The following is a 13344-nucleotide window of genomic DNA, read 5'->3' as shown; positions in this document are numbered from 1 at the left end:
CGGCGAAACACCCTATGTCTTTGCTTTTACGCAATTCCGGACGGAAAACCGCTCACACTTTTCCTGGAATTGCTCTATTCGCCTTTCGAGCGTTTGCGGGACGTCTTGGCCGGTTCCGACCCTTTCGCTTTCCGAGACGATGGGGCGGAGGTCGGCGTGGTGAGGGGCGATGCGAACACGGAGCTCTCCGCCGACCGCGGCGAGGCTTCATCGCCGCGCGGCTTTTCCAGAACGACGACGCAGCCATCGAGATCGTTGGTGGCCAGATGCGCGTAACGCATGGTCATCGACAATGTCTGGTGGCCCAGCCACATCTGGACGCGCCTTATGTCGATACCGCCCTGGACGAGACGTGAAGCGCAAGTGTGACGCAGGATGTGCGGCACCACCTGTTCATCGGCGCCGAGACCGACTTCCGCCTTCGCTTCGTTCCAGATCGCGCGGTACTGCGCCTGCGTCAGCTTGGTGAACGGRCCCTTCGGCCGGCGCCCTTCCGTGTTCGGCGGAAGCTTGATGACGTCCTTGACTCGTTCGGTCATCGGAATGGTGCGGCTGCGGCCGGATTTGGTGATCCAGAAGGAGACCCGGTGTTCCTGGATATCGTTCCAGATCAGGCCGAGCGCCTCGCCGAGACGGCAGCCGGTGTCGACAAGGAAGACGGAAAGCCGGTAGGCATCCTCGCTGCGGCTCCTGATCGCCGCGAACAGCCTCGCTTCTTCGTCCCTTTCGAGGAAACGAATCCGTCCCGCCCGCTCCTTCTGGCGGCGGAACTCGGGCAGGCTGTGGATATCTCCCATCTTATGCGCCTTACGCAGCAATTTGCTGAGGGCAGCCATCTTGCGATTGATGGTTGCATTGCTGTTGCCGCGCTGGCGCAATGTACCGATAAGATTGTCCAGGGTGTTCTGGTCAAAGGTGCTGAAACGCTCTCCCAGAAGGATCTCGTCTATTTCACCGATGAAAGAGCTGACATTGTATTTATGCCGCCCATCGTCCCAGAGTATATCCCGATAAGCTGCGAACAGCTCCCCGACCCTATACGATTTTACTTCTCTGATCTTGTTGTAGGTGTATCGAAAATTCGAATTCTGAGAAGAAAAAAACGCGAAATGATCAGAGGAGCCCCCCTCTTGAATCGCTTCGTTCGACATTTTTACACCACACCCCCGAGTGGTTAGAGCCAGCTCTACCCGCTTGAAGGCGTCCTTTCAAGAGTTCTTGGAGTCTTATGCCGATCCATCCGTCGATGGGATCCCACGAAATCGTGCATAAGATCTCGCTCTGCTTATCGTTTACCCCCATCCTTTCGTTTGGCGCCAATCGCGAAAACAAAAAAACGGCCCGGGCGTGAAAGCGCCCGGGCCGGATTCCACCTGTAGGGTTCCAGCCCTTAGAAATCGCGCTGGAAGCGGAGGATGCCGCCGATACCGTCGCCCTTATCACCATAGAAGTTGGTGCTGGTGTGGTTGAGGTAGTCAACTTCGCCGGTGACCGTGAAGCCAGGGACAACCGTGTAGGCAATGTTCGCCGCCACGCCCACGTCCTTGCCGTCGTCATACGAAACCTGGAGGTTGAACGAGGTCTTCTCGTTGAACTTGTAGGTGCCACCGCCCCAGAAGGCCCAGTTGCCGTTCCACGGCTTGAAGAAGGAATGACCCGTCGGGTTCGTCGGCCCGTCGAAGTTTTCCTGGCCATAACCACCCATGACAAACAGAGACAGCGCGTCGTTGACGTTCACATCCAAGCGGACCTTGCCGGCCCAAGTCTCGTAGTTGCTGTCGTAGGCGACCACGCCATTGATGGCGCCCCAGCCCTGGGTGTACTTAGCACCCACAACAACGTGCGGAACGTAGCTGTCGATCACACCGATGTAATCAACGTACTTTTCGGTAAAGAGGCCATCGCCATTTGCATCGACGGTGAACCTGCTGTCGCTGCCCTCTTCGAGAGAGACCACGGCCGAGAAACCGTTGCCAGCATCGAAATAGTACTGGATGACATTGGTATCGAAGCCACCATACGGAACCAGCGTATCGTTGATGACGTTGYCGGCATAACCGCTGAACGTATCGAAGGCCGATTCGTCCTTACCGACGCGGAGGCCGCCAAGCTGGATCCAGGCGAAATTCAGCGAAACGCTGGTGCCGGTCCCGCCGCTGCTAGCAAGATTGTCGCTGCCATCAAAGCCAAGGCGGCCCGTGTGAGCRCCGTTGCCATAGTTGAAGCGCGTCTCGGTATAGGTCTTCAAGGTGCCGAGCTCGGTCTCCTGACCGGTCCAGGTCTTCAGCGTGAAGCGTGCATTCTTCGCCCAAGTATCCTGGGTGTCCCCAGTCTTCACGTCGGTCGCATCAGCACCGGTGAAGCCGTGCATGTAGGCATCGCCAGCCGAAGCGTCATAGCGAACATAGCCGCCGATGCGCAGGCAGGTCTCGGTGCCCGGGATGTAGAAGTAGCCGGCGCCGTAGACGTCGCAGATCTTGACGTATTCGGCCGGTTCCGGCTCGGCGACGGTCACCGCGTCGGCGGCGCGAGCACCGGAAACTGCGATCAGGGCCGCAGCTGAGCCGAGAAGAAGGCTCTTGATGTTCATTTTCTGACCTCCAGTCAGAATCGACTGGGAGCGACAGGCGTTCTCGACCGAAATCACCCTCAATGCTTTGTTACTGCTTTCTTTTTTTGCCTTAAGCAGCGAAGCCAAAGGTATTTACTCGGGCGATTGCGCGTCCGGCTGCCGATGGGCGACGAAGTTCGGATGAAGTCGCCGGGGCCTGGCTCGAAAAGGCTGCGCAAGTCCCGATTCGCTGCTCATGATCCGATGTCATGCCGGTACAGCGCCCGCTGTCGCACCTGCCGGCCGAAGGATTTTTCGGCGATTATGGCGCCGGCTTGTTGATTGTGCTCACGCTTTTCTTTATCCAGCGGCGCGACGGAGAGGTGGCCGAGTGGTCGAAGGCGCTCCCCTGCTAAGGGAGTAGAGGTCAAAAGCTTCTCGTGGGTTCGAATCCCATCCTCTCCGCCATCTTCCCCCGCGCCGCGCGCGACCCCCCCCTCGCAAGGCGATTCTGCGGCAACTGGTTGGCGCCCGACTCGCCGGCGCGCCGTAATTCCGTCGACCTATTGCCGGATTCGCCCGGATTCAGGGCCTCGAGGGGCTCGATGGTTAACGAGAGCTTTCTGAGTGAGGCCAAATCGTGTCATTTGTGCAACAACGCCCGGCGATAGCGCCCGGACAGCCCTTGCGGCGACACGATCGTGGTTGAACGGCGCCGGCTCATGGGTAATGTCAGCTTCGAAGGAGCGGCGCGGTGCGCATCTTTTTCGGTAGTGGGGATGGGGCAGGGAACGCTGTCCTTCAGCAAAAAATACCCAGACCCGTTTTTTAACTTTTGACTGGAGGTCAGAAAATGAACATCAAGAGCCTTCTTCTCGGCTCAGCTGCGGCCCTGATCGCAGTTTCCGGTGCTCGCGCCGCCGACGCGGTGACCGTCGCCGAGCCGGAACCGGCCGAATACGTCAAGATCTGCGACGTCTACGGCGCCGGCTACTTCTACATCCCGGGCACCGAGACCTGCCTGCGCATCGGCGGCTATCTCCGTTATGACGCTTCGGCTGGCGAGCAGGGCTCGTTCACCGGTCGTGAGACGACGGACGTTCGGGACGGTGACTCGCAGCGTTCGTGGCACAAGAACGCCCGCTTCGCGCTGAAGACCTGGACGGGCCAGGAAACCGAGCTCGGCACCTTGAAGACCTATACCGAGACCCGTTTCGACTTCAGCGACGGTGCTACGTCGGTCAACTCGCACTTTGCTTGGGTCCAGCTCGGTGGTCTGCGCATCGGCGCTGACGAATCGGCCTTCGACACCTTCCAGGGTTACGCGGGCGCCGTCATCAACGATACGATCGTTCCTTACGGCGGCTTTGACACCAACCTGATCAGCTACACCTTCGATGCCGGCAACGGCTTCTCGGCCATTGTCTCGTTCGAAGAGGGTAACTYCTACGGCGGCTATCATTATGCCGACCGCTCCCTCCGTACTGTTGACGGTCTCCGGGGCGATGAGGGCAGCGAGCTTATCGACAGCTACGTGCCGCACATCGTCGGCGGCGTGAAGTGGACGCAGGGCTGGGGTGGTATCAGCGGCGTCRTCGCTTACAACAGCAACTGGGAAGAGTGGGCCGGCAAGGTTCGCTTGGATGTGAATGTCAACGATGCTCTGTCGCTGTTCGTGATTGGCGGCTACGGCACCGATGACAACGCTCCGCGCAACTTCTACAAGCCGTGGGGTGGCAATTGGGCTGTGTKGGGCGGTGGCACCTACAAGTTCAACGAGAAGACCTCGTTCAACCTTCAGGTCTCGTATGACCAGAAGAAGGAATTCGGTCTCGCGGCGAACGTCGCCTACACGATCGTTCCCGGCTTCTCGGTCATCACCGAACTTGACTGGGCTCACAACGACCACGACAAGAACGGCTACAACTGGACCGAGCTGGAGCCCGGCAAGAAGAACGCTCTCGGCGGTTTCGTCCRCTTCCAGCGCGACTTCTAATAGATTTCGCCTTGTTGAAATCGAACCCGGCGGGCAACCGCCGGGTTTTTTATTGGGGCCGTCGGAACAGCGTCGATCGAACTGCCTCTGTCCGAAGGACGCAGGCAGCCATCGTTCGAAGGACCTCTCAGATGCTCAAGGAGCGCGATTGCCGCCTGTGATCCGACACAGGATTGCCTCAACTGTGCGCGGAGATTCTCTTACAGGCGGCGCTCATGGCGTACCCGTGGCGCCAAGGCACATCCGTCATTGGCGCGTCTCGCATTAAGTATCCGCGAGGTCGCCAAGCGCCTCCAGCAGCGCCCGAATTTCATTTTCATAGTTCTTCCAGCGCTTGACGGACGACTTATAGATCGGCTGACGGACCTGCCAGCGGCTCGGTGTGGTGACAGCCCCTTCCCTGTCGAAAAAGCGCAGACAGGCGTCGTCCCACGGCAGCCCGATATAATCGATGAGGCGCCGCGATTGTGCCTCCTGGTCATCAACAAGCGTTTCGTAGCGATTCTCGAAGATGCGGCCCGGAAGCACGTCATTCCAATGCTGCATCAAGCGGTCATATTCGCGATAGTAGAGACCGAGGGTCTTCAGGTCGTCGCTGTAGYTGTGATGATCGTTGAAGGGCAGAACGAAGCAGGAAACGCAATTGTCGATGGCATCGCGACGGCAGTGAATGATGCGCGCCTTGGGGAAGAGCAAGGCGATAAGGCCGACCAGCTCAAAATTGTGYGGCATCTTGTCGACGATGCGCAGCGCCGTAGCCGACCGTTCCGCCAGGTAAGACAAATGCTCCTTGGCCAACGTTTTCGACAGGTTCGGCGTGATCGAATCGACAAGCCCGTTCAACTTTCCGGCCAATGAGGGCTTGAGGCCGATGGCATTCGCAACTCGCCCCAACTTGGCAAGCTCCCCCGCGCCGTAGACATCAGGATGACTGGCCAGGATCTGTTCCGTCAGCGTCGTCCCGGAGCGCGGCATGCCAACCACGAAAACCGGCAGTTCGGAGGAATCGCCAAAGCCGTGCTCGGCGGCGGCAAACAACCCCGGTGTGAAGACCTCGATCAGCGCGTCGATCCACCGGCGGTACTGGTCGATATCGAACGGTTGAGAAGCCTGTTTCCCTTTCCGGAAATGATCGAACGCTTCATCATAGCGTTTGAGATCATTGAGTACCTTGCCGGCGGCATGGTGGAGCAGCCGAGCACCATCTGACCCCGGTTTCGAGTTGCCAAGCTCCCGGAGTATGGCGCCGAGTTCAGGAGGCTCCTCAGTGAACTTCTGCGTCTGCGCAAGATGGTAATACGCGCCTGRCAGGTCGATGCGCCGCTTTATCGCGTGYTTCAGGCAAACGGCGGCGTCATCCATGCGGCCCACGCTGCTGAGGGCATTGGCCAGCCCGACCCTGATCTCGGGATGATCGGGGTTGATCTTCAGCGCTTTCTCGTAAAGCGGCACGGCCAGATCGGGCTTATCGGATTCGATGTAGGTGCGTCCCAAGRCACAGAGCGCCACGACAAGATCAGGCTGCAGTTCCAGGGCGCGTTGCATATGCTCGATCGCCGACGAATGTTCGCCGACCTTTAGATAAGCTTCACCCAGGCTGAGGTGGTAGTGGGCGTTCCGCGGCTCCTCTGCGACGGCGCGTGCGARATACTGTAACGCCAACTCGTCGTCATAGCCCAGGCATATGCTTCCCATGATGTAGAGCGCGCGCGGGTGGTTCGGCGTGCGCGCCAGAACCTGCAGGCACAGATCCTGAGCCTGCTTCGGACGTCCGGCCTGCTGATGCTCATAGGCCTGCTTCAGCAACAGGTGGTCGGCCCGTGCATGTGAATCCGGATTCGGCGGATTGGCCTGCGGCAATACTCTGGATGTCGCAGCGGACGGTCTGGACATCGAGCCGGACTTGATATGTTTGGCCCAGGCGGGCGGCAGTCGATTGCTCATGCTTCTGGCTAGCAAAAACAGGCTCGAGAATCCAGCAACCCGGCAAGCTACACGCCGCTGTCTCAGTTCACACCGTTTGTGGATCGGGAGCCGGATCCGACAGTTGTGCAAGGCGGTGACCGAGCGGCCGCCGTCGACAGTTCATGYGGGATGTCCTACGGCAATTGAAGCGAGTTTGGCATCGGCGCCGTACACTTGGYGCGCCACGGCTTCACCACGAACGCCACCGTTCGGTGCTCAGATATCAGCCAGGTCGCCAAGGGCATCGATCAATGGCTGGATTTTCTCTCCATAGTTCTCCCAGCGCTTGACCGAAGATGTGTAGATCGGCTGGCGAACCTGYCAGTGGCTGAGTGTCCTGACGGATCCTTCCTTGTCGAAGAAGCGGAGACAGGCATCGTCCCAAGGCAACCCCAGGTAATCTATCAATCGACGCGACTGCCCCTCTTGGTCCGAAATCATGTCCTCGTATCGGTTGTGAAAAATTCGTCCAGGCAGAAGCGCCTCCCAGTGACGCATCAGACGATCGTATTCCCGATAATAAGCCCCTAGAGTGCTAAGGTCGTAGCTATAACTATGCCCCTCCCTCAGATCTGAACTGAAACATGAAATACAATTATCGACAGCATTTCGCCTGCAGTGGATAATCCGAGCGTTAGGAAATATAATTGCTATCAGGCCAATCAGCTCGAAATTGTGAGGCATTTTGTCCACAATTCGAAGCGCCGTCTGCGAGTAAAATCTAAGATTGTCAACATAATCCTTGGCCAATGACCTCAATTGYGTGCCGGTCAACGAGCGTACAAGCGTTCCAAAATCGGCAACAGGCGCACCCCGCTTCAGGCCGTTGGCGACGGCGATCCATTCCATTTTGGTGAGCTCGCCCGCGCCATGCACATCAGGATGGCTCGACACTATCTGCTCAGTCAACGTTGTACCGGAGCGCGGCATTCCCAAAACGAATACAGGTACGTCAGACGAGTCCCCATATCCCCTTTTTTCGGCCAACAACTTCGGATCGAAGAGGCTAATCAGAGCGTCAACCCGCTTACGATAGTATTCAATATTAAAATCGCAAACCTTGAACGCTCTAGCTTCCAAAAAATGATCTATTGATTCGCTATATCRCCCGATATCATTGAGTATCTTCCCTGYAGCAAAATGAAGATCATGCGCGCTTCCCGACGAAACGCCCGGTTTCGCAATCTCACCAAGAATTGATTCAAGCTCTGGCGGCTCGATGGAAAACTTCTTGATATCCGCCAAGGCATAATATGCCTTTGCCACGTGCACGCGCCGCTCAATATTCTCCTGTAAATAAGTGACTGCATCGTCCATGCGACCCAAACTTATCAAAGCACGTGCGATACCCATCCGGGCAAGCGGGTGATCCCTGTCGAGCTCCAAGGCTCGTTCATAGGTGGGCAACGCCAAATCGGCCCTATCGAACTTAGCGTAGGCCAAAGCCAGGTTGCAGTAGGCCTCCACCAGGTCGGGCTTCAACTCGCAGGCGCGCTTCAGATGAGTGATTGCAGACGGATATTCGCCAACGCTCAGCCAAGYTTCCCCGAGACTGAGTCGAAAAAAGGGGTTGCGCGGCTCGCGCGCGAGAGCGCGTTCAAAGTACTGGATAGCCAGGGCGGGCTCGAAATCGAGCCCAAGCGTGCCGAGGATATATAGTGCAAGCGGATGCTCTGGCGTCCTTGCTAGGACGCGATGGCAAAGTTCCTCCGCCTCGGCAAAGCGTTTCTCTTTCTGCAGCTCGAGTGCCTGCCTCAGCAACGTGCCATCCGCTTGCGCAGGCAGCGGACTGCTTTTCGGCATACCGGCCCTCGAGGACCCAACCTTGGCGGTGGACTGGGTCTTGAGGTGCTTGGCCCAGGCGGGCGGCAATCGATTGCTCATCCGGTTTGCTATCAAAGGAGGGAGGAAGAATCCARCCAAAGCATGTCGACCGAGCCGGTGCGCTGCAGCATGAAGATCCGGCAAGCAGTCGACGTGGCTATTAGCAAGCCGGCGACATTGCAATCGTGGCGCCCGATCCTAGGTGCAAGCAGCCGTGGCTTGCGTCCACCTACCAGTCACGCTAGCAAGAACGCCCCTTCCACGCGAGCTTTTGCCATGCGCCAGCGCCCCTCCCTCACGCCCATCATCGGTGCGCTTCCCACCACGGTGCCGTTCGTKGGCCCTGAGGCRCAGGAGCGCGAGCGCGGGCGGCCGTTCCGTGCCCGCATCGGCGCCAATGAAAGCAGTTTCGGCCCCTCGCCGCGCGTCATCGCCCGCATGGAGGCCGTCGCACGTGATCAGTGGATGTATTGCGATCCCGACAATTACGAGCTGAAGGTGGCGGCCGCGGCCCATCACGGCGTGGCCGTCGAAAACGTGGTGGTGGGCGAAGGCATCGACGGCCTGCTTGGCCTGGTGGCGCGCATGTATGTCGCTCCAGGCGAGGCCGTCGTCACCTCGCTCGGCGCCTACCCAACCTTCAACTTCCATATCGCCGGTGTCGGCGGCCGCCTGGTGACGGTCCCCTATGCCAACGACAAGGAGGACCTCGACGGTCTTCTTGCCAAGGTCGCGAGCGAAAAGGCGCCGCTGGTCTATCTCTCCAACCCAGACAATCCGATGGGAAGCTGGTGGGAGGCGCCGGATGTCGTCCGCTTCATCGAGGCGCTGCCTGAAACCACCATGCTGGTGCTCGACGAGGCCTATGGCGAACTGGGGCCGGCCTCGGCGCTGCCGGCGATCGATGTCGCGCGGCCGAACGTCATCCGCATGCGCACCTTCTCCAAGGCTTACGGACTGGCCGGCATACGCTGCGGCTATGCGGTCGCGGAAGCGGAGGTGATCCGCGACTTCGAGAAGATCCGCAACCATTACGGCGTCAGCCGCATGGCGCAGATCGCCGGCCTCGAGGCGCTGGCCGACCAGGACTACCTGCACTCGGTGGTGGCGCGCGTGGCGGCAGGCCGCGAGCGCATTTCAACCATCGCCAGGCGGAACGATCTCAAGCCGCTGCCGTCGGCAACCAATTTCGTCACCATCGACTGCGGCCGCGACGGCGCCTTCGCGCTGAAAGTGATGCAGAATCTTTTGTCGCGCGACGTGTTCATCCGCAAGCCGATGGCGCCACGGCTCGACCGCTGCATAAGGGTGAGCGTCGGCCTCGACCATGAGCTCGACATCTTCGCCGAGGAATTGCCCGGCGCGCTGGCGGCGGCGCGGGGGAACTGACCGAACCCTGGCCCATATGCCTGCTTCCCGGAGCAGACCGGCAATTCACGTTTCGGCGGCTGCCAGCAGGCGCGTCACGCGGTTCAGCGCATCGGAAAGCTCCGCGGCTTCCTTGTCCTCGAGCTTGACGATCAGCCGGGCGAGGTCGCGGTTGGTCGCCGCCTCAAGATCAACCAGCGCGGCCCTGCCCCGCCTGGTCAGCGAAAGAACGGGCTGCCCGTTCTCCGAGCCATCGCGCATTCCTGCCAGCCCCATGGCGGTGAGTTTCCGAAGCACCCTCATGAGATAGGCAGGGGCGAGGTTGAGTTCGCCGGCCAACTCCGACRCCGCTGGCGCGAGGTCGAGATGAAACATGCGCGCCAGCAAACCGGCCCGTCCRCCGCCCGGTCGGGGTTTGCGCCCGAGCTCGAACAGCACGCGCGCCTCGGCCAGCGTGTAAGGGCTCTGCATCAAGGTCTCGTCGAGCAACCCGACCAGCCCGGTGTAGAACCGGTTGAAACGGCGAATCTCATGGACCAGGGCGTCGTGCGGCATGCTGGCCTCCTTGGGCATTGCGTCCGATAATTCCCTCATTGGTTGACTGAGTCAATTATCAGCGGAATTGCTGCCCTCAAACCGATTGCATTTCACCCCTCGTGCTCCAGATTGATGGGGACGATTCTGGAGCGGACGATGCAAGGTGAGCAAAGAGCCGTTCGGGTGCGCGTTTCCGGCAGGGTACAAGGCGTGAGCTACCGGGTTTGGACGCGCGGTGAGGCCATGCGACTCGGGCTGACGGGTTGGGTGCGCAACGAGCGCGACGGCTCGGTCACAGCGTTGCTTGCCGGCGCCGATGGCGAGGTCACGGCGATGATCGAACGCCTGTGGCAAGGGCCGCGAGGAGCGCTTGTCTCGAAGGTCGAGATCGAGGAAGCGGCCGGCGACGCGCCGGCTGATTTCAGGATCATCGTCTAGGGCCATTCCTCGCCCCACGACAGTGGGGAGAGGTGGCGCGGCGAAGCCGCGACGGAGAGGGGGACAGCGCAATCTTGATGAATTTCAGAACAAACCCGCCAGCGCCGCAACCCCCGCTCCGTCTCGGGCTTCGCCCGAGCCACCTCTCCCCCGCTTTGCGGGGGCGAGGAATTGCTTTCTTCCCACCTTGAATTAATTGAACGTTCGTTTTATTAATATCGCCGGAGGCGGATATGGCGCGTACAACCGGGTCCGACGGGGAAAAGACCGAAGCGGCCGTCCGCGAAGCGGCGGTCAGCCTGATCGCGCGGCTGGGCTACGAGGCGATGTCGATGCGGCAGTTGGCGGCGGAGGTCGGTGTGCAGGCGGCCGCGCTCTACCGCTATTTTCCAACCAAGGAGGACCTTCTGTTCACGCTGATGCGTGAGCATATGGAAGGTCTGCTCAAGGCTTGGGAAGCGGCGCGGYCGGCCACCGCCGATCCGGTGACCMGCCTTGCCGCCTATGTCGAGAACCACATCGCTTTCCACATCGAGCGGCGTCGCGCCACCCATGTCTCCAACATGGAGTTGCGCAGCCTCTCGCATGAAAGGCTGACGCAGATCCTCAAGATGCGCACGACCTATGAGAAGGAATTGCGCACGATCCTGCGCGATGGCGCCGAAACCGGTCTCTTTCAAGTCGACGATACCGGGCTCACCGCCATGGCACTGATCCAGATGATGACGGGCGTCATCGTCTGGTTCCGGCCAGGCGAACGGCTGTCGGTCGCTGAAGTCACCACGACATATCTTTCCATGACAATGCGGCTCGTCGGCGCGAAGATCGACGGCAGGGAGGTTGCGCATGTACACGAATACGCTCAGCTTCGGACTTGATCCCGACATTGAGGCGCTACGCGATACCGTGCGGCGCTTCGCCCAGGACAGGATCGCGCCGATCGCGGCGGAGATCGACCGTTCCAACGAGTTCCCCGCGCATCTGTGGGGTGAGCTCGRCGCGCTCGGCCTGCTCGGCATCACCGCCGACCCCGATTTCGGCGGAACCGGCATGAACTATCTGGCGCATGTCGTGGCGATGGAGGAGATTTCGCGCRCTTCGGCCTCGGTCGGCCTCTCCTACGGMGCGCATTCGAACCTATGCGTCAACCAGATCAACCGCTGGGCCACGCCGGCCCAGAAGGAGAAGTACCTGCCTGCCCTTTGCTCCGGCGAAACGGTCGGCGCGCTGGCGATGTCGGAGCCTGGCGCCGGCTCGGACGTGGTGTCGCTCAGGCTGCGCGCCGAAAAGCGCAACGACCGCTATGTCCTCAACGGCTCGAAAATGTGGATCACCAACGGCCCCGACGCCGGAACGATGGTGGTCTATGCCAAGACCGATCCGGAACGCCATTCGCGCGGCATCACGGCCTTCATCGTTGAGAAAACGATGGCCGGCTTTTCAGTCGCGCAGAAGCTGGACAAGCTCGGCATGCGCGGCTCCAACACCGGCGAGCTGGTGTTCGAGAATGTCGAGGTGCCGTTCGAGAATGTGCTGCATGAGGAAGGGCGCGGCGTCGAGGTGCTGATGTCGGGGCTCGACTATGAACGTGCAGTGCTCTCCGGCGGCCCGCTCGGGCTGATGGCCGCCTGCCTCGACGTCGCCGTGCCTTATGTGCATGAGCGCAAGCAGTTCGGCCAGCCGATCGGCACGTTCCAGCTGGTGCAGGGCAAGCTAGCCGACATGTATACGACGATGAACGCCGCGCGGGCTTACGTCTATGCCGTGGCGGCCGCCTGCGACCGCGGCGAGACCACGCGCAAGGACGCCGCCGGCTGCGTGCTCTTCGCGGYCGAGAAGGCGACGCAGATGGCGCTYGATGCCATCCAACTGCTYGGCGRCAACGGCTATATCAACGATCACCCGACGGGACGGCTGCTGCGCGACGCCAAGCTCTACGAGATCGGCGCCGGCACCAGCGAGATCCGTCGCTGGCTGATCGGCCGCGAGATCATGGCGGAGGGGATTTAGTGAGCGCGGTTTGTGACCTTCGTCGAGCTCTCGTCGATCCGCTTGCGGGCAGCTTCAGCAAGTGTATCGGACACCCACTGGTTGATCGATTTTCCATCGCTGGYGGCCGCTTTGCCAAGCAAGGCGTGAATTTCCGGGGTGGTGCGCAGGGCCAGCTTGCCGGAATAGGGCTTCTGCGGATCGACACCGCGCTCTTTGCAAAAGACGAGGTAATCGTCGACGCTGTCATGAAACGACTTCACCAATTCCTCGGCGGTCTGGGCCTCAAAGGTAACGATGTCGCGAATGCCAAGGATGCGGCCATGGAACACCATGTCTTCATCGTCGAACTCGATCGAGCCGGCATATCCCTTGTAAAGCTTCATGGCCTTATTCCAACGTTCGTCAAGAATTCGCGGATATCCCTGATCGCCCATCGCTTGGTATCAGGCGACGGATGGGGGCGATGCAGGAATAGTGTCTGGCCCGCAATGGTAAACCGGACCCGCGATCCRCTGCCTTCCGAAACCTCGGCTCCAAGTGCGATCAGCAACGCCTCGACGTCTCGCCATTTGATCGAAGCACTGACGGGGTTCGCAAATATCTTGTCCAGTGTCTGCCGGTGCGTTGCTTTCATGGCTTTCACCCTCCCCAATCGAATACCGTTGTGGTCAGT

General features: G+C 60.1%; 13 protein-coding genes and 1 tRNA gene. 7 read left to right on the top strand and 7 right to left on the bottom strand.

Translation table 11 applies throughout. The annotated features are described in order from the left end of the window. Positions 1-74 precede the first annotated feature (74 nt). Both LCM4576_RS27915 and LCM4576_RS27910 read right to left on the bottom strand, forming a co-directional pair. Positions 75-1151, bottom strand: a complete 1077-nt coding sequence (locus LCM4576_RS27915) for a site-specific integrase (RefSeq protein WP_071035656.1) — start codon at positions 1149-1151, stop codon at positions 75-77. 239 nt (positions 1152-1390) lie between these two features. Then, positions 1391-2590, bottom strand: coding sequence for a porin (locus tag LCM4576_RS27910; RefSeq protein ID WP_071035655.1), 1200 nt, complete (start codon positions 2588-2590; stop codon positions 1391-1393). A 230-nt stretch (positions 2591-2820) separates the two neighbouring features. Here LCM4576_RS27910 and LCM4576_RS36625 point away from each other — a divergent pair, with 230 nt between their 5' ends. The 3 genes from LCM4576_RS36625 (at position 2821) to LCM4576_RS27900 (ending at position 4547) form a co-directional block, all read left to right on the top strand. Then, positions 2821-2967 (top strand): hypothetical protein, encoded by a 147-nt coding sequence (locus LCM4576_RS36625; RefSeq protein WP_157901242.1) that lies wholly within the window; start codon positions 2821-2823, stop codon positions 2965-2967. Then, positions 2929-3019 (top strand) — tRNA-Ser (locus LCM4576_RS27905). Before LCM4576_RS36625 ends, LCM4576_RS27905 begins: the two co-directional genes overlap by 39 nt. 385 nt (positions 3020-3404) lie before the next feature. Next, entirely contained in the window at positions 3405-4547 is a 1143-nt protein-coding gene (locus tag LCM4576_RS27900; protein ID WP_071035654.1) for a porin, read from the top strand. A 264-nt stretch (positions 4548-4811) separates the two neighbouring features. Here the strand turns inward: LCM4576_RS27900 and LCM4576_RS27895 are convergent, their stop codons facing one another. Next, on the bottom strand, positions 4812-6491 hold the full coding sequence (locus tag LCM4576_RS27895) for a sulfotransferase (RefSeq protein ID WP_071035653.1): 1680 nt from the start codon (positions 6489-6491) through the stop codon (positions 4812-4814). A 237-nt stretch (positions 6492-6728) separates the two neighbouring features. After that, complete coding sequence (locus LCM4576_RS27890; RefSeq protein ID WP_071035652.1) at positions 6729-8396, bottom strand: sulfotransferase; 1668 nt, start codon at positions 8394-8396, stop codon at positions 6729-6731. 216 nt (positions 8397-8612) lie between these two features. On the opposite strand from LCM4576_RS27890, the gene LCM4576_RS27885 reads away from it, so the two are divergent. Continuing rightward, positions 8613-9725, top strand: coding sequence for a pyridoxal phosphate-dependent aminotransferase (locus tag LCM4576_RS27885; RefSeq protein ID WP_071035651.1), 1113 nt, complete (start codon positions 8613-8615; stop codon positions 9723-9725). A 45-nt stretch (positions 9726-9770) separates the two neighbouring features. Here LCM4576_RS27885 and LCM4576_RS27880 read toward each other — a convergent pair whose 3' ends face one another. Next, the gene (locus LCM4576_RS27880) at positions 9771-10259 is read right to left on the bottom strand and encodes a MarR family winged helix-turn-helix transcriptional regulator (protein ID WP_071035910.1); all 489 of its coding nucleotides are present in this window, start codon (positions 10257-10259) and stop codon (positions 9771-9773) included. A gap of 138 nt (positions 10260-10397) precedes the next feature. On the opposite strand from LCM4576_RS27880, the gene LCM4576_RS27875 reads away from it, so the two are divergent. From LCM4576_RS27875 to LCM4576_RS27865, 3 genes are all read left to right on the top strand, one after another. Beyond that, the gene (locus tag LCM4576_RS27875) at positions 10398-10679 is read left to right on the top strand and encodes an acylphosphatase (RefSeq protein ID WP_071035909.1); all 282 of its coding nucleotides are present in this window, start codon (positions 10398-10400) and stop codon (positions 10677-10679) included. A 233-nt stretch (positions 10680-10912) separates the two neighbouring features. Next, on the top strand, positions 10913-11557 hold the full coding sequence (locus LCM4576_RS27870) for a TetR/AcrR family transcriptional regulator (protein ID WP_071035650.1): 645 nt from the start codon (positions 10913-10915) through the stop codon (positions 11555-11557). Continuing rightward, the gene (locus LCM4576_RS27865) at positions 11526-12689 is read left to right on the top strand and encodes an isovaleryl-CoA dehydrogenase (protein ID WP_071035649.1); all 1164 of its coding nucleotides are present in this window, start codon (positions 11526-11528) and stop codon (positions 12687-12689) included. Before LCM4576_RS27870 ends, LCM4576_RS27865 begins: the two co-directional genes overlap by 32 nt. Here the strand turns inward: LCM4576_RS27865 and LCM4576_RS27860 are convergent. Then, positions 12686-13054, bottom strand: coding sequence for a type II toxin-antitoxin system HicB family antitoxin (locus LCM4576_RS27860; protein ID WP_071035648.1), 369 nt, complete (start codon positions 13052-13054; stop codon positions 12686-12688). The two genes, LCM4576_RS27865 and LCM4576_RS27860, sit on opposite strands and share 4 nt — an antisense overlap. After that, positions 13051-13305, bottom strand: coding sequence for a type II toxin-antitoxin system HicA family toxin (locus tag LCM4576_RS35325; protein ID WP_071074709.1), 255 nt, complete (start codon positions 13303-13305; stop codon positions 13051-13053). Before LCM4576_RS35325 ends, LCM4576_RS27860 begins: the two co-directional genes overlap by 4 nt. Positions 13306-13344: the final 39 nt, after the last annotated feature.

Origin of the sequence: Mesorhizobium sp. LCM 4576 (assembly GCF_001854815.1) — a bacterium.
In the GTDB taxonomy this organism is placed as follows: domain Bacteria; phylum Pseudomonadota; class Alphaproteobacteria; order Rhizobiales; family Rhizobiaceae; genus Mesorhizobium; species Mesorhizobium plurifarium.
The sequence above is the reverse complement of the archived record's forward strand: the minus strand, read 5'-3'. Positions and strand labels throughout refer to the sequence as shown.

Bases quoted from the DNA above. Each gene is read 5' to 3' on its own strand.
- LCM4576_RS36625 (WP_157901242.1), top strand. From the start codon at position 2,821: ATGCCGGTACAGCGCCCGCTGTCGCACCTGCCGGCCGAAGGATTTTTC.
- LCM4576_RS27875 (WP_071035909.1), top strand. From the start codon at position 10,398: ATGCAAGGTGAGCAAAGAGCCGTTCGGGTGCGCGTTTCCGGCAGGGTA.